The organism is Flavobacterium rarum (SeqCode) (genome assembly GCF_965234445.1).
Classification (GTDB): Bacteria; Bacteroidota; Bacteroidia; order Flavobacteriales; family Flavobacteriaceae; genus Flavobacterium; species Flavobacterium rarum.
This window is the reverse complement of the sequence record NZ_OZ248479.1, coordinates 675,901-699,013: the sequence shown is the minus strand read 5'-3', so window position 1 is coordinate 699,013 and position 23,113 is coordinate 675,901. Positions and strand designations below refer to the sequence as shown.

Genomic DNA, 23,113 nt, shown 5'->3' with positions numbered 1-23,113 from the left:
CTTTTGCATCTGACTATTTCAAGATGAATCAAAACAAAAAGAGATACAGGAAACAAAAAAAATACTTTTTGACAACAAAATACATCAATTAATTAAACCTTACTTTTTGGATGTACTATTTTGTAGAAACATAAAACCTACAGTATCTACAAAGGATTTAATAGATATTTCTCTTTTTACACATACTATCTGTTAGGAAAATAGTACTATTTCAATTCATTCTTTAATCATTAGTCATAATTATATGTCAAAGTAGTCCCTTTTTATTTAAATAAAATTACCCAACAAGTTAACCTTATATATAGGTATAAAATAATCATAACAAAAGTTATAGTTATTAGCACAGAAGAACTAATGATACCCACTTTCAATTAAAATACGAGTATTAACTAAAAATAGATAATTATACACCTAAAATTATTTTAGAAAAAAAACAAATGCATTTGATTAATTAGTTAAATTTACTACAAATGCCTAGGTCAAATACTTCAGAACCATTCATGAATAGAATTGAACAAATAGATAAAATTAAAAACAATCAAAATTGGGACATCATCATAATTGGTGGTGGTGCCAGTGGACTTGGAATAGCTATTGACGCAGCCAGCAGAGGCTTTAAAACTATTCTTTTGGAGGCTGTAGATTTTGCAAAAGGGACTTCGAGTCGAAGCACGAAATTGGTCCATGGCGGAGTTCGTTATTTAGGACAAGGAAACATTGCCCTTGTCATCGAAGCGCTGAAAGAAAGAGGATTGATGGAAAAGAATACGGGACATTTAGTTAAAAACGAATCCTTCATAATTCCAAACTATAATTGGTGGGGTGGTTATTTTTATACTTTTGGATTGAAAATTTATGACTTATTAGCCGGAAAATTAAGCCTTGGAAGTTCTATTTATTTGTCAAAAAAAAGAACATTGGGATTTATACCGACCATTAATCCAAAAGGATTACAAAGTGGTGTACTGTATCATGATGGGCAGTTTGATGACTCCCGATTGGCGATTAACCTTGCACAAACTGCATCAGAAAAAGGAGCTTGCATACTCAATTACTTAAAAGTTACACAATTACTAAAGGACGACAAAAACCAAATTACGGGCGTCATAGCAATCGATCAAGAATCAGGAGAAGAATATACATTACAAGGCAGAGCCGTGATTAATGCAACGGGAGTATTTACCAATGCCATCATGAAGATGAACGATACCGTTTACAAAAAATACATCGTTCCAAGCCAAGGCATCCACTTAGTATTTGACAAATCTTTTTTGCCAGGTGATTGCGCATTAATGATTCCGAAAACGAGTGATGGAAGAGTACTTTTTGCAGTTCCGTGGCACGATAAAATTGTAGTTGGTACTACCGATACTTTGGTCAAAAAATCAGAAATTGAACCCATTGCTCTTGAAGAAGAAATTGAATTTGTACTAGAAACAGCGAAGAGATATTTGACAAAAAATCCAACACGAGCAGATGTTCTTTCGGTTTTTGCAGGTTTAAGACCTTTGGCAGCACCCGAAAAAAAAGGACAAAGCACCAAGGAAGTTTCCAGAAGCCATAAAATAATTGTTTCCCAAACTGGACTAATCACCATCACCGGCGGGAAATGGACAACTTACCGGAAAATTGCAGAAGATATCGTCGACAGAGCTATTACAGTACATAAACTTACACCAAACAAATGTGTCACCGAACATTTGTCTATTCATGGAAACAAGAAAAACATCACAGCAGATTTTGAAAATCACTTATTTATTTACGGAACGGATAGTAAAGCCATTCTTCAATTACAAGAAAACGAGCCTAAACTTAGGGAGAAACTACACCCAGATTACAATTATACTTTAGCGGAAGTGGTTTGGGCCATTCGAGAAGAAATGGCTATGACGGTTGAAGATGTTTTGGCGAGACGTGTTCGGTTGTTGTTTTTGGACGCGCGTGCAGCAATTGCTTGTGCTGATAAAGTAGCCCGTTTACTGGCGAAAGAATTAGAACATGATGAAAACTGGATTCAGAATCAATTGGCCGTATTTAAAACCGTTGCCAATGGTTTTTTGTTGAAAGAGTTTAGGGTTTTATAAAAAGGAGAAGGGATTATTAGTTTAAAAAAAAATGCTGTATACCTACAACGTCCAAAAAAACCTTGAAGGAGATTCAATTCCACAAAATACAATTCTAAAAACGAAAGCCCTAGCCCCGATTGAAGTGAAAAGCCCGGAGCAAAAAAAGCAAACGTTTCCTGTTCTAGAAAAGCGACCAAGGAAGCTCTTTCTGGAACTTTGGAAACTTTGCTTTTTTTGCGAGGACTTGTAACGGAAAGCGGGAAATAGCTCCGTAATGATTTCAGATATTTGATTTTAGATTAACGATTTTAGAAGTAAAAATCGACGATAATAATCGAATAAGTCGCTTTTAAATTAGTCTTACTAAATCTTAAATCAGTCCCGATAATTATCGGAATTAATCTTCATTCTAAAATCCTTTAAATTTTGTTAATTCTTCGGCTGACATCTTGTCATAATACTTGTATTTGCCTTATCTTTGCGCTTTGAAAATACCCAATGGAAAAGATAATTGAAGAAAGCAAACAAGGAAATAGCCTTGTTCTAGAACATAAACCAGAGAACACCAAAAAACTTTTTATAGAAAGCTATGGCTGTGCGATGAATTTTTCGGATAGCGAGATTGTGGCGTCTATATTATCCGATGGTGGATACAACACTACTTCTATTTTGGAAGAAGCCGACTTGGTTTTGGTAAATACTTGTTCGATTCGGGACAAAGCCGAACAAACGATACGCAAACGTCTGGAGAAATACAATGCCGTAAAACGAATTAACCCGAAGATGAAAGTGGGCGTTCTAGGCTGTATGGCGGAGCGTTTGAAAGAAAAATTTCTTGACGAAGAGAAAATTGTAGACCTTGTAGTAGGACCTGATGCCTACAAAGATTTGCCGAATTTGTTGAGTGAGGTTGAAGAAGGACGTGATGCCATCAATGTGATATTGTCGAAAGAAGAAACATACGGTGATATTTCGCCGGTTCGATTGATGAGTAACGGAATTACAGCACTCGTTTCTATCACAAGAGGTTGCGACAATATGTGTACGTTTTGCGTGGTGCCTTTTACCCGTGGGCGTGAGCGTAGCCGTGAGCCACAAAGTATCATGAACGAAATTCAGGATTTATGGAGCAAAGGATTTAAAGAAATCACACTTCTTGGTCAAAATGTAGATAGTTATTTATGGTACGGTGGTGGTTTGAAAAAGGATTTCGTCAATGCAACTGATATGCAAAAAGCAACAGCAGTAGATTTTGACCAATTACTGGAAATGGTAGCGGTTGGTTTTCCAAAAATGCGCATTCGTTTTTCGACTTCAAATCCACAGGATATGCACGAAAGCATTTTGCACGTTATTGCCAAATATCCTAACATTTGCAAACACATTCACTTACCAGTACAATCAGGAAGCAATCGAATCTTAAAAGAAATGAATCGTTTGCATACCCGAGAAGAATACATGGCTTTGATTGACAAAATACGTTCTATCATTCCGGAGGGAGCCATTTCGCAAGATATGATTTCGGGTTTTCCAACAGAAACCGAAGAAGATCATCAAGATACTTTGAGTTTAATGGAATATGTGAAATATAATTTTGGTTATATGTACAGCTATTCCGAACGTCCGGGAACTTTAGCGGGAAGAAAAATGGAAGATGATGTTCCTGAAACTACCAAAGCAAGAAGGTTGCAGGAGATAGTGGATTTACAACAAAAACACGCTTGGTTGCGTTCTGAGGAATATATTGGTAAAACAGTGGAAGTTTTAGTAGAAAAAGTTTCGAAAAAATCAACTGAGGAGTATTCGGGTAGAAATTCACAGAGTACAACAGTAGTTTTTCCGAAAGAGGATTATAAGATTGGAGATTTTGTAAATGTAAAAATCACATCTTGTACTTCAGGAACTCTGAAAGGAGAAGCGGTTGGATATTCAAGTATGAACTGATTTTTTTAACCACAAATTACACGAATTTTCACAAATTAAATTTATTCAATAAATATGAGTGACACTAATGACTTTTATTATAAGAAAAATGAAAACTACGAAATCGTTGGCCTTTGTATGGAAGTACATCGAATATTAGGACCAGGTTTACTTGAGATAGTTTATAAAGATGCATTAGAAATAGAATTTAAAAATCACAATATCCCATATAAAAGAGAGAAAGAATTCACGGTAGAATACAAAGGGATTATTTTGCCTCATAAATTTTACGCCGATTTTATAGTTTATTCTGATATTATTCTCGAAGTAAAATCAATAAAAGAAATAAATAATGACCATCTGGCACAAACATTAAATTACATGAAACTAGCGGACACTCCAGTTGGAATAATCGCTAATTTTCAAAATAAATCATTAGTTCACAAAAGACTCATTAACACATAAAACACGAATTTGTGAAAATTTGTGTAATTTGTGGTTAAAAAACTAAAACACAATGAACAAAAAACATATACTTATCGCTTTAATAACTTTTATCGTTGCTTTTGGAAGCACATTCTATGTCATTAGAACCTATTTTCCAAAACACAAAGTTGAAAAAACAGCTATTAAAAAAGATACGTCAACAAAACCTCAATAGTAGAATACTAATATTTCATTAAAAAAATAAAGTTTGAAAGTTTAGATTTAAAGTTTGCTTGGCAACTTGAAACAGTAAACCTTAAACTAAAAAGACTAAAAGAAAATGGATACAGTACAATCAATAAAACAGCGTTTTGAGATTATTGGGAATGACCCAAAGCTCAATCGCGCGATAGAAAAAGCCATTCAGGTTGCCCCTACCGATATTTCGGTTTTGGTGGCTGGTGAAAGCGGTGTGGGTAAAGAAAATATCCCAAAGATTATACATTCCTTATCACACCGAAAACACGGAAAATACATTGCCGTAAACTGTGGTGCCATACCAGAAGGAACCATTGACAGTGAGCTTTTTGGACACGAAAAAGGAGCTTTTACAGGTGCAACTAGCACACGTGAAGGGTATTTTGAAGTAGCCAATGGCGGTACGATTTTCCTTGATGAAGTGGGTGAATTACCATTAACTACACAAGTACGTTTGTTGCGTGTTCTAGAAAATGGAGAGTTCATAAAAGTGGGTTCATCACAAGTTCAAAAAACAAATGTCCGAATCGTAGCAGCAACGAATGTTAATTTATTCAAAGCTATTGAAAAAGGAAAATTCCGTGAAGACTTGTATTATCGTTTGAGTACCGTAGACATTACTTTGCCTCCTCTACGAGAACGAAAAGAAGACATCCATTTACTATTTAGAAAGTTTGTTGCCGATTTTGCCAATAAATACAAAATGCCTCCTTTGAAGCTTGATGATAATGCTATTTTATTGTTGCAAAAATTTCGTTGGAGCGGTAACATTCGACAATTGCGAAATGTTGCTGAACAAATTTCGGTATTGGAAACCAATAGAGATATTACAGCTACTACATTACAAACCTATTTACCTACTGAAGGCAGTAATTTACCATCTGTAATAAAAGATAAAAAAAACGACTCCGATTTTAATACCGAAAGAGAAATTTTGTACAAAGTTCTTTTTGACATGAAAAGTGATTTGCATGATTTAAAAAAACTCACATTAGAATTAATGCAAAATGGTAGCTCGAAAGTTCAAGAAACCAACAAATCGCTGATTAAAAAAATATACGGAGCCAAAGAAGATGACAGTGAAATAGATTTTGAAGAAGAACCTAGAAACACTTACTTATCGAATCAAAACGAAGAGCAAGAATACGAAGAGCAAGACAATAACAACTATCTTTTGGCAGAAACCATTGAAGAGGAAGAAGTCTTAAGGCTTGAACAAAAAGAAATCGAAATGATTAAAAAATCATTAGAAAAAAATAAAGGAAAAAGGAAAGCAGCCGCAGATGAACTAGGTATTTCCGAGCGTACTTTATATCGAAAAATAAAACAATTTGATTTATAACAAAGAATAAAATTCCAAATTCCAAATTTGAAAATTCATATATTTGAAAATAATTATAAATTTCCGCAATATCTGGAATTATATAATTGCAATTTACCCTGTTCCCTATGAAAAAAATACATCCTTTTTTATTTATAATTTTACTTTTTACTATAAGTGGTTGTTCTGTTTATAATTTCACAGGAACTGGCAAAATTGACGCCAAAACGTATCAAGTAAACTTTTTTCAAAACAATGCCGAATTGATTGAACCCGGAATCGATAGAACTTTTACACTTACATTACAGGATTTGATTCAAGGTCAAACCAATTTGCAATTAGTAAAAAATGGAGCCGACTTAACCTATGAAGGTGAAATAACAGATTATAGAATCAGTCCGATGACTGCAACAGCAGATCAACAAGCTTCGCAAAACCGTTTAATGATTAGAATAAATGTTCGATTCACCAACAAAAAGAAAGAAGCTGATGATTTCGAAAAAAACTTTGAATTTTATTATGACTATCCAGCGAATCAACAATTAACAGGAACAATAAAAGATGCTGCTTTTAAAGAGATTTTTGAAAGAATTACACAGGATATTTTTAATGAATCGCTAGCCAAATGGTAAACTGAAAAATTTACACATTATATATAGAATCCTTTAATAATCAAAAAAGCGGAATACACAAATACAGAATACAAAAACAAATGAACATTAGTAGTTATAATTATTTATTAAACCAACCTGAAGAAATCAACGAAGCTCAGACTTTATCTTTAGAAAAAGTATTGGATGAATTTCCATTTTTTCAAAGTGCAAGAGCTTTACGTCTCAAAGGGCTTTACAATCAAAATAGCTATAAATACAACTTTGCTTTAAAAATCACTGCTGCTCATACTACAGATAGAAGTGTACTATTTGATTTTATCACATCCGAGTCCTTTATTGCTATTCAAAAAAAGACATACGACAAAAAAATACAAGAACTCCTCAATATTACAGTTGTTGATAGTCAAGTTGTAGTTAAAGACGTAACTCCAAAAAATACAAATACGGCTTTGGAGCAATCCATTCTAACTTCAATTAAAGAATCGACATTAAATCCAGAAGATTTACAAACCGTTGTATTTGAAAAATTAGAAATCGATAAAAATGTTGAACAATCGATACTGAATTCTATAAAAGAAGCAACACCTGAACAAAGAATAGAAGAAACTTTTGAAGTAGAAAACAAATTAGAGCTAGGAAAACCATTAGAATTTTCAAAAGAAGAAACCCATTCTTTTCATCAATGGCTCCAAATTTCGCGGATACAACCTATAATTCGAGACACAACAATAGAAAACGCAAGTATGGCAACAAAACCTATCATTGACGAGGATAAAAAGAAAAAGGCTGAATTAATAGATAAGTTTATAGAAACCAGTCCAAAGATCCCACCTATAAAACCAGGCGTTGTCTTTTCTCCAAATATTGACCTCAACAAGGATGACAATTCTTATTTAATGACAGAGACTTTGGCAAAAGTGTATTTGGAACAAAAAAAATATCAAAAAGCTATACAAGCTTATGAAATATTAATTTTGAAATATCCAGAAAAAAGTAGTTTCTTTGCAGACCGTATAAAGGATATTAAAATAGTACAACAAAATAACAATTAATAATAAATAGTATGTTTTCAATTTTTTTAGTTTTAATTACAATAGTATGTTTTCTATTGATCGTAGTAATTATGGTTCAAAACCCTAAAGGTGGTGGTTTATCTTCTACAATAAGTGGTTCTCAAATGTTAGGTGGTGTTCAAAAAACGACTGATTTTTTAGACAAAAGTACTTGGACATTGGCTACTGTATTAATTGCATTAATATTACTTTCAGGATTGAGTTTCACAGGAACTTTGAGTGATTCTGATTCTAAAATTATTGACAAAACAGAATCTGCAGCACCAACAACAGCTCCAGTTCAAAATGCACCTGCACAGAATGCACCTGCAACTCCAGCAAAATAATTTATTTTACATAAATACAATAAATGCCAGCCTGTCAAAGCTGGCATTTTTTATAAGAAATAATGTCAGTTTATAAAGTATGGCACAATTTCTGAAATCATAATTATATAAAAAATAACATAAATATAAAATCATGAGTTTAAACATTAAACCACTTTCGGATAGAGTACTTATTGAACCGGTAGCTGCAGAAACCAAAACAGCATCGGGTATTTTTATTCCAGATACTGCCAAAGAAAAACCTCAAAAAGGAACTGTAGTTGCAGTAGGAAACGGAACAAAAGACCACACTATGACAGTAAAAATTGGCGATTCTGTACTTTATGGAAAATATGCCGGAACAGAATTAAAATTAGAAGGAAAAGATTACCTAATAATGCGTGAGGACGATATCCTTGCAATAATTTAAGAAAAGCATTAAGACCTAAGAATTAAGTATTAAGACTAAAGTTTTCTGGTTCTCATTGAACAACATTAAACATTTAAACTTTAAACAATTTTAAACTAAAAAAAGTAATGGCAAAAGATATAAAATTTGATATTGAAGCACGTGACGGATTAAAACGTGGAGTTGATGCATTAGCAAATGCTGTAAAAGTAACCCTTGGACCAAAAGGTCGTAACGTAATTATTGGAAAATCTTTTGGTGGACCAAACGTAACAAAAGATGGTGTTACTGTAGCCAAAGAAATTGAATTAAAAGATCCATTGGAAAATATGGGTGCTCAAATGGTAAAAGAAGTAGCCTCAAAAACCAACGATTTGGCAGGAGACGGAACTACAACTGCAACCGTTTTGGCTCAAGCAATAGTAAAAGAAGGTTTGAAAAACGTTGCGGCTGGAGCAAATCCTATGGACTTGAAACGCGGTATCGACAAAGCTGTTGAAGCTATTGTTGCTGACCTTGCTAAACAAGCCAAAGTGGTAGGAAGTGATTCTGAAAAAATCAAACAAATTGCTTCTATCTCTGCTAATAATGATGAAGTTATTGGTGAACTAATCGCTAATGCTTTCGCAAAAGTAGGTAAAGAAGGTGTAATTACTGTTGAAGAAGCCAAAGGAACAGATACGTATGTTGATGTTGTGGAAGGAATGCAATTTGACAGAGGATATCTTTCTCCATACTTTGTAACCAATCCAGAAAAAATGGAAGCAGAACTTGAAAGTCCATACATCCTTTTGTATGACAAAAAAGTTTCTTCTTTAAAAGAATTATTACCAGTATTAGAGCCAATTGCTCAAACTGGAAAACCATTATTGATTATTGCTGAAGATGTTGATGGTGAAGCATTATCTACTTTGGTAGTAAACAAATTGCGCGGTGCCTTGAAAATCGCAGCTGTAAAAGCTCCTGGTTTTGGAGACAGAAGAAAAGCAATGTTGGAAGATATCGCTATCTTAACAGGCGGAACTGTAATTTCTGAAGAAAGAGGATACACTTTAGAAAACACTACTCTAGAAATGCTAGGAACTGCAAAAAGAGTAACTATTGACAAAGACAACACTACTATTGTAAGTGGTGCTGGCGAAGCTGACATGATCAAGAATCGTGTGAACCAAATTAAAGGTCAAATGGAAGCTACAACTTCTGACTATGACAAAGAAAAATTGCAAGAACGTTTGGCTAAATTAGCTGGTGGTGTTGCTGTTCTTTATGTTGGTGCTGCTTCTGAAGTAGAAATGAAAGAGAAAAAAGACCGTGTTGACGATGCACTTCACGCGACTCGTGCTGCTGTTGAAGAAGGAATTGTTGCTGGTGGTGGAGTAGCTTTGTTAAGAGCAAAAAATGCACTTAGCACTATTGTTGCTGACAATGCAGATGAGAAAACAGGAATCCAAATTATATCTCGTGCAGTAGAATCTCCATTGAGAACTATTGTTGAGAATGCTGGTCTTGAAGGTTCTGTAGTAGTAGCAAAAGTTTCTGAAGGTACTGGTGATTATGGATACAATGCCAAAACTGACGAATACGTAGATATGTTGAAAGCAGGAATTATCGATCCTAAAAAAGTAACTCGTATTGCATTGGAAAATGCAGCTTCGGTAGCAGGAATGATATTAACTACTGAATGTGCATTGATAGATATTAAAGAAGAAAATGCAGGTGGTGGCCACATGGGTGGCGGTATGCCAGGAATGATGTAATATCCAAGTAATAAGATTTTAGCACTAAGATCTTTTCACAATCTAAATCCGTCTTGAATTCGTTCTTGACGGATTTTTATATGCTTTACTATTAAAAATTGAATGCTTTGTAGACTTTATAATTAGCCAAAATAATTAATTGACCTGTTATACCATTTAACCTTTGATTTTACTGCAATAAAAAAGCAACGTCTCTTCGAGTGATTTAGAATAGTAATGCGAGAGCTTTACCATTCTAAATTGTATCGAGAAGCCTACTAGGTGAGGGTTCTCGATACATTTCATTAAAAAAAGCTATCGCATTTTTTAACGAAACACTCGAACAGACGTAGAACTAGATTATTTTATAAAGGTAAATTTATAGTCTAAATGGTATTATACTTTCAAACAATTTTGCATAAAAAAACCGTCTTGTGTTTAAAGCAAAACGGTTCATTTATTTTAATATTTTTTATTTAGCAACCACTTTTTTCTTAATTAATTTTAGAAAAACCGGAAATGTTGAAATCAAGATAATTCCAATAACAATTTTCTCTATATGCTCTTTTAGATCAATTCCCATCTCTAAAAACATTCCATACAAATAATGTCCCGAAAAAATTAAAATAAAAGACCATAAAAAAGAACTCAATATATTGTAGAACATGAATTTCTTTTTGTCCATTGTTCCAATACCAGCAACTATCGGTGCAAATGTTCTGACGATTGGTAAAAACCTTGCATAAATTATGGCTTTTCCTCCGTGTTTTTCAAAAAATTCTTTGGATTGAAGCAAATATTTTTTCTTAAACAAGAAAGTATCTTTTCTATTGTACAAATAATACCCACTTTTGGCACCAAACCAATAACCAACCATATTACCAAGCACACCCGAAAAAGCAACAAGTGTTGATAGTAAAACTAGATTTATAAAATCACTTGGTATGTATAAAATGTTTTGAACAAGATCACGACTGTAAATTCCAGCTAGAAAAAGCAAACTATCTCCAGGAAGGAAGAAGCCAGCAAAAAGACCTGTTTCTGCAAATACTATGAATAAAACGATATACAAACCCAGTTGAATGCCACCGATTGAAAAAGTAATGTAAAATTCGGGATTTACTAATTGGGTCCAATCAAAGTTACTCATAAAATTTTATTTTTATTTAGGATGTGAAAGTAAGGATTATTTAGGTGAACCACAATTTATTATTTCACTTTAAAGTTTTATTAACGATTTAAAAACTATAAAAAGCATCAATTAACATTACATTTATTGATGCTTTTACATTAATCATCAAAAATAATTAAGCAGTTAAACTTAACTTTTTTTATACAATTACAGCCTTTCATATTGGCAACAACCATGAAGGTTGTCATAAACTTCTTTTGTTGATTTTACTTCATCCGCGTCATGTCCAACATTTGCAATAGCTTTTTTTACATCTAATAAAGTACATTTCTCTTCATTTATAATAACACTCAATTGGTGCGTTTCAATATTCCACGATGCTGATTTAACTCCGGGCACCGAAAATGCAGCTTTTTGAATTCGCTTCTGACATTGTTCACAGTTTCCATTTATTTCAGTAGTATATTTGGCGTTTTTATTTTTATTTTCTTGGCCTTGAGCAGAAAACCCCAAAACAGTCATTAGCAAAATTAAAAATACATTCTTAATCATATTGCTATTGAAGTAATTTCTAAATTCTAGTTTTATTGATTTCATTTTTTTAGTATTAAAAGTTGACATTGATTTTTGAAATTGACATTGTTATTGATATTGATATTGTAATTATTTTATTTTAAATCGTAATCCTGCATAGTACATCTGCCCAAAAACGGGTGCATACAAAATTGTAGCATCAAAATAAGGGCCAAAAGGGTTTTGTGTATCTACTATTGCTGGATTTTGAGTATAATTTCCGATATTCTCCCCTCCCACATACACCTCAAAAGTCTTTGAAAAAACCTTTGTGATTTGAGCATTCATCAAAGAATAAGAAGGTGAATTTTCAGGAAGTTGGTACTCAACAGGATTGGATGCTGTATAAGGCAATTGCTGCTCCCCAATCCAATTGTAGGTAAAATCAAATTTCCATTGCTGTCCCTTATCTTGAACATTCGTTTCGTAACCTAGATTTCCAAAAAAACGATGTGCTGCCTGCAAGGGTCTTTGGTATTTTCCCGATAAATAATCGGTTTTGATATCATAGTATTTATACGCAGAACGCAATTCCAAATGTTTTGCTAATTCGTAATTGAATTCCAATTGAAAGCTATTAGCAAATGAAACACCGTCTAAATTATGAAAAATCACTTGCTGTGGACTTTGCATTACATCGACCACAACCTGATTCTGGAAATTGGTTCTGTAAAAATCAATGGTTACATCTCCATTTCTATTAAACAACTTAAATCCTTGCATAAAACTCAGTCCATAATTCCAAGCAATTTCAGGATCCAACCCATACAATTTCCCTCCCGAATTTACAACATCGAAGGTTCTGGAACTGGCAAACAAATTTTGATTTTCGGCAAAAATATTGGCAGGACGTTTTCCTCTACCAGCAGAAACTCTCAAAACACCTTTTTCCCAAGGATTGTATCTCATGTGTATTCTTGGAGTAACAAAAACCCCCAAACGATTTCCAGAATCAACCCTACCTCCTAGAATCAAACTAAAATCATCTTGATTGTCAAAAGTATACTCAAAGAAAGCGCCAAAGGTATTGTCAATTCTGCTATAATCTGTTGTATTGACGAACTCTGAATAGGTATCATAGGTAAAATTCAATCCTGCAGCAAACTTATTCCTTTCATTATTGATAATTGAATTAAAAATCAAATTCGAATAAAAACTATTTTGTTTGATGTTGTACCCATTCAATCCAAAATAGGAATCTTGATCATAACTGGAGAAGGCATTTTGAAAACCAATACTTTGATACGGCATATCCTTAAAAACATATCCAATTTTTGTAGAAATATCAATCTTTTTGGTGTCAATTTCCGAACCCCAAGAGTTTGTTGTTCCTTTATCAGTATCTTGATCAAAACTCAATTGTCCCATTAATTTTGAATCATTCATATATTGAAAATTAATAAAACTAACCCAACCCGTCTCGGCATTATAATACTGATAGCGATTGAGTAAATTAATTTGTTTTTGCAAAGGATTGTCTAGAAAACCGTCATCATTGTTATCCATTTTGGAATTTCGCATATTTCCGTGAAGCAATAAACTGGTGGCCCATTTGTCTGATAGTTTCTGATTAAAATTAGCATTCAATTCAAAACGGGAATCAGACGAACCATAGGCATTAAATAAAAACGGTGCATCAGATAATGGCTTTACCAATTCAGTATTAATTTGTCCCGAAATGCTTTCGAACCCATTAACTACACTTCCAGCTCCTTTGGTAACTTGAATGCTTTCAATCCAGGGCCCAGGAGTAAAAGAAAGGCCAAAAGATTGCGAAGCCCCTCGAACAGAAGGTACATTTTCTTGGGTCATCATCAAGTAGGGACTTGTCAACCCCAATATTTTAATCTGCTTGGTTCCGGTCAAAGCATCAGAAAAATTGACATCGATAGACGGATTGGTTTCAAAACTTTCAGCTAAGTTGCAACAAGCTGCTTTGAGTAATTCTTTTTTGGTAATCAAGCTTGTATTACCTGTAACAGTATATGATTTTTGAATACTCTTGCGTTTGGATTGGACTTTAATTTCCCTCAACGTGTCTTGTGAATAGGAACTAAAACCAATAAACAAGAGCAATAAAACCAATGTTATATTTGTTTTCATAATTTAAATTATAATGATTAAAAATATCAAACCTTAAAAAACAGATTCAATTCTAATTAAACATTACAATTTATCGTAAAGGATATACTGGCTGTACAGCTTGAAAAGAGGCGGTGCATTGGCATCACAATAATAAGAAAGCGTCTTATTGTTTTTAAAATTTTCTACAGCAGTAAATACAAAAGAATGTGTTTCTGGAATGAGGAACGCACAATCCATTAGGAAAGAAAATGATTTAAAAACATTACTTTCTGTTTTTTTCTGGATAACAACTTTTTTGTCTTTGCAGCAACTGTCTTTTTTAGAAACTAACTTTTCGCAACAGCCTTTTTCACTTTTAAATGAAGGCAAAGGGGAATTCAAAGAAACAGAGGCCAATTCACCTCCGCAATAATGCACATTAAAAGCCAGTCCAACATTGGAAACCAATAGTAGGACTGCAAGAAATAGGCTTATTTGTTTTTTGAAAATCATAATGCAAAATTAAAACTATTATATAAGGAATAAATCAAATTCTTGTTAAACTTTAAAAAAAGTTAAAACTACAATTCAAATACTTGGCCCATGCTAGGAATCACACATTCGATTCCGTACTTTTCTTGAATTTTTATTCTAAGTTCATCCGCTGGTTCCTTTTCTCCATGAACCAAAAAAACTTTTTCAATACTGCCTAACTCAGAAAGCCAATTGACCAAGTCTTTTTGATCACCGTGTGCAGACAACCCATCTATTTCAAGTATTTTGGCTTTTACATCATAATATTTTCCATGGATTTTGACCTCTGTTGCCCCTTCCAATAATTTTCTGCCACGAGTACCTTCGCCTTGATAACCAATAATAATTACTGTTGTTTCTGGCAATCCAATATAACGCTCCAAATAACTTAAAACTCTGCCGCCCGTAACCATTCCACTAGCAGCAATTACAACTTTGGGATGTTTATTATAAATGGTATCAATCGTTTCTTGATAATCGGTAATTAGAGTAAACATTTTACACATAGCCGTAAACTCTTCAGAACGCAAACGGTGCCATTTTCTGTTATTGGCAAAAAGTTCCAGCATACTTATTCCCATTGGAGTGTCAATAATATAAGGAATATTTGGAATTCTATTTTCTTCTTTCAGCTTCCAAATCAAGTACATTACACTTTGCACACGTTCTACAGCAAAACTTGGAATTATAACTGTACCTCCATTGTGAAATGCATTATTTATATACATTTCAAGTTCTAATTTGGGATCTACATCTGGATGCAATCTATTGCCATAAGTACTTTCGAGAAAAACATAATCTGCTTTTTTGGGTTTCGTGGGCGGATACATCAACACATCATTGTCACGGCCAATATCTCCAGAGAAAACGACAATTTTATTTTCAAGCCGAAGCTCAACCGTACAGGCACCCAAAATATGACCAGCATTTGTAAAAACGGCTTCGATTTCGGCATCCAATGAAATACTTTCGTTTGGATTTATAACCCTAAAATGCGGAAAAACCTTTTCAGCTTGGGCAATTGTGTAAAGAGGCTCAGCAATTTCGTGTTTTGAATATTTTCCTTCATTGGCCAATCTGGCATCTTCTTCCTGTATTTTGGCACTATCCAAAAGAATCAATTTGGCAACATCCTTGGTAGGACTTGTACAATATATTTTACCATCAAATCCTTGATTGACAAGCCTTGGCAACCAACCACAATGATCCAAATGACCGTGGGTCAATAAAACAAAATCTATAGTAGAAGGTAAAATAGGTAATGGCTCCCAATTTAATTCTCTCAGTGGTTTCAAACCTTGAAATTGACCACAATCAATCAAAATACGTACACCGTTGCTTTCAACCAAAGTTTTGGATCCTGTAACCGTTCCAACTCCACCAATACAAGTGATTTTCATTTTTTTTTAATTTTGATTAATCGAATCTAATTCTAAGAAACTAAATAAATCTGCACAGCTCTGAAGCTTCTTTCATAACATTTTTCATTCTGTTGGGACTCAACCCAATTTTCTCCAAAACCGCTCTATTGTTGACAACCTCTCTCACCAGAATAACATCTAGAATTAATAATTTGTCTTTTTCTGAAAGGGATAATGTAGTCAAACAGGTGATCGGATATAATTGATAATTATCTATTTTAGTTTTTAAATTATTTGCTTCGGGATAATCCCAACTCAACAAATTCAATCCAGAACATTTTGCAAAATCAACTGCATCCGAAGTAAACCGATTGTTGGTTACAATCCAACATTTTGAAATCAAGTCTTTCTTGTCAAATATATCGTGGTTTTTGTCTTTCAGATCATTGAAACGCGAAAGGATATACATAGGAACTTTTACATCTGAAGCCGCATCTCTACCAACATGAAACTTACATTCCAGCATTGCAATGCTATTGTTTTTCTTAACAAAAACATCTATTTCGTGCTTTACACATTTGCCTTGAAGGGTTAAATTTGTTTTGGTTTCATAATGCTCTGAAGAAAAAAGACGAGCAATAAATTTCTCAAAGAAAAAACCTGCAGGACCCAACAACCGAATAGCTTCTCTTAAATTGTATCGAGCTGCATGAGAATTTGAGGATTTTTTCAAAAGACCAAAGGCCATTTTATAAATGTATTTTGTTGAAATACCTTCATAAATTTCTTTTTCAATACTCTGAAGAACCTCTTCGACAATAGTAGGACTGGCCCCTGATTTCAAGAGAGATTGTTTCAACTTTGATCTGTTGAAATCTACAATTGCACCTGAATGTTTTATAATTTTCATCTTACTTGAACCAGACTAAAATAAGTACTAAATTCTGATTAAAGATACAAAAAAAATAAAGCTTACTTGTTTAATTTTTGATAATAAAATGCTGGAATAAAAAGAATTAGAAACAATGGCTGAATCAAAAATCGACGTACATAAAAAAGCAACAGATTATTTTGATTTCCATAAAAATGAAGAACTGAAAAGAATCCAACAATTAATACCACAAAGAAAAATAAATATAAAATTGAAGCAAATTGAAGCATTTCCTTGTCCTTAAAAAGGCAATAAACAATTGCTAGTGATATCATTCCATTTAGAAAAAAACGAAAAGACATACTCAAAAACAACCAAAACCCATTGTAGTTCGGCAAAGGCATTTTTAAATAATCCCCTTCAAAATAGCGAAGAAAAGGATCGTAAAACAATTGACTTTCAAACGCACGAATAGCGACTAAAATAAACAATAGTAGAACGATTAAAAAAACAGTTTGCTTATTTTGAAGTACTTTATTTAGCATATTTCGAGAATTTATTGACCCAAATTACCCACAAAACAAAAACAACTCCATAAATAATCAACGGGAACAAGACTCCATGCAAAAGATGTTCTTGTTTTGGAAAATAATACAACAAAACTGTTAATGCAGCGATGCGGAGTACATTTAGAATATAAATGAATAGACTTCCGCCAAAAACAAACAGCATAGTGTTCTTAAAACTTCCGGAGAAGGCGATTACGAAAGATATAAAAAGTATAATTACACTTATTCCGTTACAACCCTCTACTATTCGAGCAACACTCTTATTTTGAAAATAGATCGAATAAAAAGGTTCATTAACCACTTCTTCAACACGAACCAATTGGTAAAACCAAGAAAGGACAGCTTCAGTATTTTGAGCTACAAAGTGCGTTATTGAATCTGTTTTATTACTCTCAAAACCATTCAAAAAAAACTGATAGCATAAGCTTAAGAGTACGTAAGTCCCGAAAAAAGAAGCTAGAAAAAGCAAAAAAGGTTTATAAAGGACAAAATATTTTTTCAAAATTATTTTTTTTTACAAATTTATGCAATTATAAAATGAGCATTAAATACTTTTGTAAAAAAAATAAAACATGGACTTTCAAGAATTACAACCCAAAGTAACGGAGATTACTTTAAACACAACACTTTCTAGGGACGAAAAACTTTTAGCAGTTTGCCAACTTTTGAGTAATTCTATTTCCTACTACAATTGGGTAGGCTTTTATTTTGCCAATCACGAAGCCAAAACATTGCACTTGGGGCCGTATGTAGGAGCAGAAACAGACCATACCGTTATCCCTTTCGGAAAAGGGATTTGCGGACAAGTAGCAGAATCGAATGCCAACTTTGTAGTACCTGATGTGGCCGCACAAGACAACTATATTGCATGCAGCTTTACTGTAAAATCAGAAATCGTAGTTCCATTATTTGTAAATGGAGAAAACATTGGACAAATTGATATTGACAGTCACGTAATTGATCCATTTACAGCAGAAGACGAACGCTTTTTAGAGTTTGTGAATGGGGAAATCGCGAAATTGTATTGATTTTCCATTTTTTTATCTGAAAAATATTTATATGAAATTCAATTTCCTCTGTTGTTTCTACTTTATTTTTAATTTTGGCTTTTGTCAAACGTCAAATGACGATGCCGTTTATTTAGATTCTCTTCATAACATAGGTACTGAGGATAATTTTAAATACATCCGAATCACCAAAGACTACTATACAAACAAGGATACTTATTTGGTTTCTGATTTTTATAAATCTGGAAAATTAGAAATGAGAGGGACTACAAAAGACAAAAACATATTAAAACTTGATGGTACTTGTATTTATTATTATGAAAATGGAAATAAAAAACAAATATCAAATTATGCTGACTCAAATTTAAACGGGAAACAATTCGAATGGTATGAAAATGGAAATATAAAATCCGAAAAAGAAATTTCATGGGATAGTAAGAATTTAGTACCAAATGTTGAATTCATCCATTATTGGGATGAAAATGCAATTCAAAAAGTAATTGACGGAAATGGCACTTATACTGAAATCAAACCAGAAGAAAGTTCTCAAGGGGAAATAAAGAATCGTTTAAAGCAAGGTAAATGGACAGGAACTAACATTATAGACAAATATACATATACAGAAAATTATGAAAATGGTATCTTAATAGATGGTGTTAGTATTGATTCTTCCAAAACAGAACATACCTATAAAACTATTGAATACAATGGAATCCCAAGAAAAGGCATGGAAGCTTTTTATAGTTATATTGGTAAAAATCTTAGAATACCGAAAGAAGTTTCTACAAATAATATTACAGGAAAAATATATGCGTCATTTTTTGTTGAAAAAGATGGTTCCATAAAAGATGTAACAATAATTAGAGATATTGGCTATGACACAGGAAAAGAGGTCATCCGAATAATTAAAAACTACAAAGATTGGAATCCAAGCACTTGCAGAGGAATCGGTATTAAAAAAAAATATTCTTTACCCATAACTATTAGTTCGCCCAAACAATACAATTTATATCCTAATTATTGATTTTTATACGATTTTAGTAAAAAGGTTTATTTTTCAAAAAATAAATAGTACTTTTGCACCCGTCTTACAATAGCTGTACGACATACATAAAAATCATTTAAATAATATTAGCATGTATTTAACGAAAGAGATTAAAGAAGAGATCTTCGCACAACACGGAGAAAAAACAAACACTGGAAAGTCTGAAGCGCAAATTGCTTTGTTCACATACAGAATTACTCACCTTACTGAGCACTTGAAAAAAAATCGTCATGATTACAACACTGAGCGTTCATTAGTATTGTTAGTAGGTAAAAGAAGATCATTGTTGGATTACTTGAAAAAGACAGAGATCAACAGATATCGTGAGATTATCAAAGTATTGGGTATTAGAAAATAATCAATATATAAAGAGGTGCGAAAGTGCCTCTTTTTTATTTTAGATTTTAGAGTGCAGATTTTAGATTTTTTGAAAAAACCATCTTTTGTCTATCCGTCTATTATCTATCCGTCTTAAAAAAAGTTTGTTTTTCATTGGGTTTTAGGCATTAACTACGCAACAACAACACAACTAAAACCTATGTTAAACTTAAAGAAAAAAAATTATGATTCCACAATTATTTGTAGAGAGTATCGATTTAGGTGATGGCAGAAACATCACAATCGAGACAGGTCGTTTAGCCAAACAAGCTGACGGATCTGTTGTAGTAAGAATTGGTAAAACTGTTATTTTAGGAACAGTTGTATCATCAAGAAAAGCAAGTCCTGGAATCGATTTTTTACCATTGACGGTAGATTACCGCGAAAAATTTGCAGCAGCAGGTCGTTTTCCTGGAGGTTTCTTCAAAAGAGAAGCGCGCCCGAGTGACAGCGAAGTGCTAACAATGAGATTAGTTGACCGTGTTTTACGTCCGCTTTTCCCAAGTGATTACCATGCAGAAGTTCAAGTTATGATTCAGTTAATGTCTCATGACGATGATGTTATGCCAGATGCATTAGCAGGTTTAGCCGCTTCGGCAGCACTTGCCTTGTCTGACATTCCTTTTGAAACCTTAATTTCTGAAGCTAGAGTGGGTAGAATTGATGGAAAATTCATCATTAATCCTTCTCGTGCACAATTAGAATTATCAGATATTGATATGATGATTGGAGCTTCAACCGATTCTATCGCTATGGTAGAAGGGGAAATGAAAGAAATTTCAGAAGCAGAAATGCTGGAAGCAATCAAATTTGCTCACGAACATATTAAAGTACAAATTGCAGCTCAAGAAAGATTGGCAAATGCATTTGGAAAAAAAGAAGTTCGTACCTACGAAACGGAAAAAACAGATGATGCCATTTACGCTAAAGTAAAAGCAGCAGCTTATGATAAAATTTACGCTATTGCAAGCAAAGGTTCTGCAAAACAAGAACGTTCTGCTGCATTTGATGCCGTAAAAGAAGAAGTAAAAGCCTTATTTACTGAAGAAGAATTGGCTGAAAATGGAGATTTAGTTTCTAAATATTTCTACAAAACCAACAAAGAAGCAGTACGTAACGTAACTTTGGATTTAGGAACACGTCTTGACGGAAGAAAAACTACTGAAATTAGACCAATTTGGTGTGAAGTAGATTATTTACCATCAGTTCACGGTTCTGCATTGTTTACTCGTGGAGAAACTCAAGCATTGGCAACAGCCACTTTAGGAACTTCTAGAGAAGCAAACCAAATTGATTCACCATCAGAACAAGGTGAAGAAAAATTCTATTTACACTACAACTTCCCTCCATTTTCTACAGGAGAAGCTCGTCCGTTAAGAGGAACTTCAAGAAGAGAAGTAGGTCACGGAAACTTGGCTCAAAGAGCTTTGAAAAATATGATTCCTGCTGATTGTCCTTACACCATTCGTGTAGTTTCGGAAGTATTAGAATCAAATGGTTCTTCTTCTATGGCAACTGTATGTGCTGGAACATTATCATTAATGGATGCTGGTATCCAAATGATACGCCCTGTTTCTGGAATTGCAATGGGATTGATTACTGATGGAGAGCGTTTTGCAGTTTTATCAGATATTTTGGGTGATGAAGATCACTTGGGAGATATGGATTTCAAGGTAACTGGAACTTCAGAAGGGATTACAGCTTGTCAAATGGACATCAAAATTGACGGATTGAAATATGAGATTATGGAAGCGGCGCTGGCACAAGCTAGAGATGGTCGTTTGCATATTCTAAACATACTTACTGCTACACTTGCAGCTCCAAAAGCAGATGTTAAAACGTATGCTCCAAAAATCATTACAAGAACCATTCCTGGTAACTTTATTGGCGCGTTGATTGGACCTGGTGGAAAAGTAATTCAAGAATTACAAAAAGCTACTGGAACAACTATCGTAATCAACGAAGTAGACGAGCAAGGTGTTATCGAGATTCTTGGAACCGATCCTGCTGGAATTGAAGCAGTATTGGCCAAAATCCAATCGATTACTTTCAAACCACAAATGGGGGAAGCTTATGAAGTGAAAGTAATCAAAATGCTTGATTTTGGTGCAGTTGTTGAGTACCTAGACGCTCCAGGAAACGAAGTATTGCTTCACGTTTCTGAGTTGGCTTGGGAAAGAACAGAAAACGTTACCGATGTAGTAAACATGGGTGATGTATTCATGATTAAGTATTTAGGTTTAGACCCAAAAACTCGTAAAGAGAAAGTATCTAGAAAAGCCTTAATGCCAAGACCTCCACGTGAGGAGAAAAAAGAGTAATCCAATCTTAGTTTACTAAAGGTTTATTTATAGAAAACCCCGTTTCATGTATGTGAAACGGGGTTTCTCGTTTTTGTTTAGATTCAACGCAACCTTTTTAAATTTTCAGTATCTAATCAAATAAAGAGCTAAATCAAACTCAATAAAAACAATAAAAACCAAAAATAAATGGAATTCATAAATTATTAGCAACAGTTTTTTTAGTATTTTTTTTAAATCCTTTTATGCAGAAATTTGCTAAAAAAAACAAAAATATAACAATAATAGTTGTTTTTGTAGGATTTAATAGTACTTTTATAAAAAAGTTGTATTTTCTATATTTGATTAAAAATATAATTACCTATAAATCCATTACATGAAACCAATATGTCAAAAAATGCAAATTATAAAATCAAAAATAAATTTTTTGGTATTATTAACACTACTTACAACCATCGCATTCAAGACACATTCTCAAACCAATTCTGACATTCCTTTATATTCTGAGTATGACTCTATTGTTGGAAGAGAAAATCTTGGCATAAATAACGGAACACTTCACACTGATCCCTACCGAAAGATTTCCCAAAATCATAGGTATTATATTAAAGAGGAATTTAGCATTGGACAACTTAGTTATGATGGACAAATATATCTAAATATCAATCTGAAATATGACTTATTAAACGATCAGTTGATATTCAAACACAAAAACCAAACGGACAATCTTTCTATAAACCTAAACTGTAGTAAAACAAATTTCTTTATTATTAAAAATAAAAAATTCATTAATTTCAATTTAGATCCGTCATTAAAACCTGATTTTTTAAAAGGATTTTATGAAGAAAACTTTTTAGGAAATGAAATTTCACTTTATATAAAACATTTTAAAGAAAGAAAAGAAATCAACCAGTTTGATGGTATTTATAGTGACTATTTGGAACATGAAATTTTCGTAATCAAATACCAGCAAAAATTCTACAAAATAAACACGGAAAAAAATCTAAAAAAAATACTCCCCGAATACAAAAAAACAATTAGTGATTATTATAGAATGAATGGTAATCTTGAAAATAGTAACAAAGTACAGTTCATCGAAAATTTAGTCCGATACATCAATAATCATTACCCAACAAAAGCCTAATTAG

Annotated in this window: 23 protein-coding genes; 15 read left to right on the top strand and 8 right to left on the bottom strand. The window is 33.2% G+C overall.

Annotated elements, in window-relative coordinates; all coding sequences use genetic code 11:
- The first annotated feature begins 500 nt into the window (after positions 1-500).
- From AC8GF4_RS02885 to groL, 10 genes are all read left to right on the top strand, one after another.
- Positions 501-2,084 carry a glycerol-3-phosphate dehydrogenase/oxidase gene (locus AC8GF4_RS02885; protein WP_506592808.1) on the top strand — a complete coding sequence of 528 codons (1,584 nt, stop codon included), beginning with the start codon at positions 501-503 and terminating at the stop codon, positions 2,082-2,084.
- Positions 2,085-2,564: 480 nt separating this feature from the next.
- A complete protein-coding gene (gene miaB, locus AC8GF4_RS02880; protein WP_506592609.1) occupies positions 2,565-4,010 on the top strand; it encodes a tRNA (N6-isopentenyl adenosine(37)-C2)-methylthiotransferase MiaB in 1,446 nt (481 codons plus the stop codon).
- Between the two features lie 54 nt (positions 4,011-4,064).
- Positions 4,065-4,454 (top strand): GxxExxY protein, encoded by a 390-nt coding sequence (locus tag AC8GF4_RS02875; protein ID WP_506592607.1) that lies wholly within the window; start codon positions 4,065-4,067, stop codon positions 4,452-4,454.
- A gap of 52 nt (positions 4,455-4,506) precedes the next feature.
- Positions 4,507-4,650, top strand: a complete 144-nt coding sequence (locus AC8GF4_RS02870) for a hypothetical protein (protein ID WP_506592605.1) — start codon at positions 4,507-4,509, stop codon at positions 4,648-4,650.
- A 105-nt stretch (positions 4,651-4,755) separates the two neighbouring features.
- On the top strand, positions 4,756-6,015 hold the full coding sequence (locus AC8GF4_RS02865) for a sigma-54 interaction domain-containing protein (RefSeq protein ID WP_506592603.1): 1,260 nt from the start codon (positions 4,756-4,758) through the stop codon (positions 6,013-6,015).
- A gap of 107 nt (positions 6,016-6,122) precedes the next feature.
- Entirely contained in the window at positions 6,123-6,626 is a 504-nt protein-coding gene (locus AC8GF4_RS02860) for an LptE family protein (RefSeq protein ID WP_506592601.1), read from the top strand.
- 80 nt (positions 6,627-6,706) lie between these two features.
- On the top strand, positions 6,707-7,660 hold the full coding sequence (locus AC8GF4_RS02855) for a tetratricopeptide repeat protein (RefSeq protein ID WP_506592599.1): 954 nt from the start codon (positions 6,707-6,709) through the stop codon (positions 7,658-7,660).
- A gap of 11 nt (positions 7,661-7,671) precedes the next feature.
- Positions 7,672-8,007, top strand: a complete 336-nt coding sequence (secG, locus tag AC8GF4_RS02850; protein ID WP_506592597.1) for a preprotein translocase subunit SecG — start codon at positions 7,672-7,674, stop codon at positions 8,005-8,007.
- Positions 8,008-8,140: 133 nt separating this feature from the next.
- A complete protein-coding gene (locus AC8GF4_RS02845) occupies positions 8,141-8,416 on the top strand; it encodes a co-chaperone GroES (protein ID WP_506592595.1) in 276 nt (91 codons plus the stop codon).
- Between the two features lie 107 nt (positions 8,417-8,523).
- The gene (groL, locus tag AC8GF4_RS02840) at positions 8,524-10,152 is read left to right on the top strand and encodes a chaperonin GroEL (protein ID WP_506592592.1); all 1,629 of its coding nucleotides are present in this window, start codon (positions 8,524-8,526) and stop codon (positions 10,150-10,152) included.
- A gap of 451 nt (positions 10,153-10,603) precedes the next feature.
- Here groL and AC8GF4_RS02835 read toward each other — a convergent pair whose 3' ends face one another.
- The 8 genes from AC8GF4_RS02835 to xrtF all read right to left on the bottom strand — a co-directional run bounded on the left by AC8GF4_RS02835 (position 10,604) and on the right by xrtF (position 17,737).
- Complete coding sequence (locus tag AC8GF4_RS02835; RefSeq protein ID WP_506592590.1) at positions 10,604-11,281, bottom strand: DedA family protein; 678 nt, start codon at positions 11,279-11,281, stop codon at positions 10,604-10,606.
- Between the two features lie 189 nt (positions 11,282-11,470).
- A complete protein-coding gene (locus tag AC8GF4_RS02830) occupies positions 11,471-11,860 on the bottom strand; it encodes a heavy-metal-associated domain-containing protein (protein WP_506592588.1) in 390 nt (129 codons plus the stop codon).
- A gap of 66 nt (positions 11,861-11,926) precedes the next feature.
- On the bottom strand, positions 11,927-13,939 hold the full coding sequence (locus tag AC8GF4_RS02825) for a TonB-dependent receptor plug domain-containing protein (RefSeq protein ID WP_506592586.1): 2,013 nt from the start codon (positions 13,937-13,939) through the stop codon (positions 11,927-11,929).
- A gap of 63 nt (positions 13,940-14,002) precedes the next feature.
- On the bottom strand, positions 14,003-14,413 hold the full coding sequence (locus tag AC8GF4_RS02820) for an HYC_CC_PP family protein (RefSeq protein ID WP_506592584.1): 411 nt from the start codon (positions 14,411-14,413) through the stop codon (positions 14,003-14,005).
- Positions 14,414-14,481: 68 nt separating this feature from the next.
- Positions 14,482-15,834 (bottom strand): MBL fold metallo-hydrolase RNA specificity domain-containing protein, encoded by a 1,353-nt coding sequence (locus tag AC8GF4_RS02815; protein WP_506592582.1) that lies wholly within the window; start codon positions 15,832-15,834, stop codon positions 14,482-14,484.
- A 40-nt stretch (positions 15,835-15,874) separates the two neighbouring features.
- Positions 15,875-16,705 (bottom strand): ATP cone domain-containing protein, encoded by an 831-nt coding sequence (locus AC8GF4_RS02810; RefSeq protein WP_506592580.1) that lies wholly within the window; start codon positions 16,703-16,705, stop codon positions 15,875-15,877.
- Positions 16,706-16,767: 62 nt separating this feature from the next.
- On the bottom strand, positions 16,768-17,211 hold the full coding sequence (locus AC8GF4_RS02805) for an exosortase F system-associated membrane protein (RefSeq protein WP_506592578.1): 444 nt from the start codon (positions 17,209-17,211) through the stop codon (positions 16,768-16,770).
- Positions 17,201-17,737 (bottom strand): exosortase family protein XrtF, encoded by a 537-nt coding sequence (gene xrtF, locus AC8GF4_RS02800; protein ID WP_506592576.1) that lies wholly within the window; start codon positions 17,735-17,737, stop codon positions 17,201-17,203. Before xrtF ends, AC8GF4_RS02805 begins: the two co-directional genes overlap by 11 nt.
- A gap of 70 nt (positions 17,738-17,807) precedes the next feature.
- Here xrtF and AC8GF4_RS02795 point away from each other — a divergent pair, with 70 nt between their 5' ends.
- The 5 genes from AC8GF4_RS02795 to AC8GF4_RS02775 all read left to right on the top strand — a co-directional run bounded on the left by AC8GF4_RS02795 (position 17,808) and on the right by AC8GF4_RS02775 (position 23,109).
- Complete coding sequence (locus tag AC8GF4_RS02795) at positions 17,808-18,263, top strand: XrtF-associated fRMsr-like GAF protein (protein ID WP_506592574.1); 456 nt, start codon at positions 17,808-17,810, stop codon at positions 18,261-18,263.
- 31 nt (positions 18,264-18,294) lie between these two features.
- The gene (locus AC8GF4_RS02790; RefSeq protein WP_506592572.1) at positions 18,295-19,266 is read left to right on the top strand and encodes an energy transducer TonB; all 972 of its coding nucleotides are present in this window, start codon (positions 18,295-18,297) and stop codon (positions 19,264-19,266) included.
- Between the two features lie 112 nt (positions 19,267-19,378).
- The gene (gene rpsO / locus AC8GF4_RS02785) at positions 19,379-19,645 is read left to right on the top strand and encodes a 30S ribosomal protein S15 (protein WP_506592570.1); all 267 of its coding nucleotides are present in this window, start codon (positions 19,379-19,381) and stop codon (positions 19,643-19,645) included.
- A 205-nt stretch (positions 19,646-19,850) separates the two neighbouring features.
- Positions 19,851-21,986: a polyribonucleotide nucleotidyltransferase gene (locus tag AC8GF4_RS02780; RefSeq protein ID WP_506592568.1), complete on the top strand. Its 2,136-nt coding sequence runs from the start codon at positions 19,851-19,853 to the stop codon at positions 21,984-21,986.
- Between the two features lie 376 nt (positions 21,987-22,362).
- On the top strand, positions 22,363-23,109 hold the full coding sequence (locus AC8GF4_RS02775; RefSeq protein WP_506592566.1) for a hypothetical protein: 747 nt from the start codon (positions 22,363-22,365) through the stop codon (positions 23,107-23,109).
- Positions 23,110-23,113 lie beyond the last annotated feature (4 nt).

Coding starts and splice junctions, on each gene's coding strand:
- AC8GF4_RS02825 (WP_506592586.1), bottom strand. CDS start 13,939: ATGAAAACAAATATAACATTGGTTTTATTGCTCTTGTTTATTGGTTTT.
- AC8GF4_RS02865 (WP_506592603.1), top strand. CDS start 4,756: ATGGATACAGTACAATCAATAAAACAGCGTTTTGAGATTATTGGGAAT.
- secG (WP_506592597.1), top strand. CDS start 7,672: ATGTTTTCAATTTTTTTAGTTTTAATTACAATAGTATGTTTTCTATTG.
- AC8GF4_RS02860 (WP_506592601.1), top strand. CDS start 6,123: ATGAAAAAAATACATCCTTTTTTATTTATAATTTTACTTTTTACTATA.
- AC8GF4_RS02810 (WP_506592580.1), bottom strand. CDS start 16,705: ATGAAAATTATAAAACATTCAGGTGCAATTGTAGATTTCAACAGATCA.
- miaB (WP_506592609.1), top strand. CDS start 2,565: ATGGAAAAGATAATTGAAGAAAGCAAACAAGGAAATAGCCTTGTTCTA.
- AC8GF4_RS02870 (WP_506592605.1), top strand. CDS start 4,507: ATGAACAAAAAACATATACTTATCGCTTTAATAACTTTTATCGTTGCT.
- AC8GF4_RS02775 (WP_506592566.1), top strand. CDS start 22,363: ATGCAAATTATAAAATCAAAAATAAATTTTTTGGTATTATTAACACTA.
- AC8GF4_RS02780 (WP_506592568.1), top strand. CDS start 19,851: ATGATTCCACAATTATTTGTAGAGAGTATCGATTTAGGTGATGGCAGA.
- rpsO (WP_506592570.1), top strand. CDS start 19,379: ATGTATTTAACGAAAGAGATTAAAGAAGAGATCTTCGCACAACACGGA.
- AC8GF4_RS02885 (WP_506592808.1), top strand. CDS start 501: ATGAATAGAATTGAACAAATAGATAAAATTAAAAACAATCAAAATTGG.
- AC8GF4_RS02815 (WP_506592582.1), bottom strand. CDS start 15,834: ATGAAAATCACTTGTATTGGTGGAGTTGGAACGGTTACAGGATCCAAA.
- AC8GF4_RS02820 (WP_506592584.1), bottom strand. CDS start 14,413: ATGATTTTCAAAAAACAAATAAGCCTATTTCTTGCAGTCCTACTATTG.
- groL (WP_506592592.1), top strand. CDS start 8,524: ATGGCAAAAGATATAAAATTTGATATTGAAGCACGTGACGGATTAAAA.
- AC8GF4_RS02835 (WP_506592590.1), bottom strand. CDS start 11,281: ATGAGTAACTTTGATTGGACCCAATTAGTAAATCCCGAATTTTACATT.
- AC8GF4_RS02795 (WP_506592574.1), top strand. CDS start 17,808: ATGGACTTTCAAGAATTACAACCCAAAGTAACGGAGATTACTTTAAAC.
- AC8GF4_RS02875 (WP_506592607.1), top strand. CDS start 4,065: ATGAGTGACACTAATGACTTTTATTATAAGAAAAATGAAAACTACGAA.
- AC8GF4_RS02855 (WP_506592599.1), top strand. CDS start 6,707: ATGAACATTAGTAGTTATAATTATTTATTAAACCAACCTGAAGAAATC.
- AC8GF4_RS02805 (WP_506592578.1), bottom strand. CDS start 17,211: ATGCTAAATAAAGTACTTCAAAATAAGCAAACTGTTTTTTTAATCGTT.
- AC8GF4_RS02790 (WP_506592572.1), top strand. CDS start 18,295: ATGAAATTCAATTTCCTCTGTTGTTTCTACTTTATTTTTAATTTTGGC.
- AC8GF4_RS02830 (WP_506592588.1), bottom strand. CDS start 11,860: ATGAAATCAATAAAACTAGAATTTAGAAATTACTTCAATAGCAATATG.
- AC8GF4_RS02845 (WP_506592595.1), top strand. CDS start 8,141: ATGAGTTTAAACATTAAACCACTTTCGGATAGAGTACTTATTGAACCG.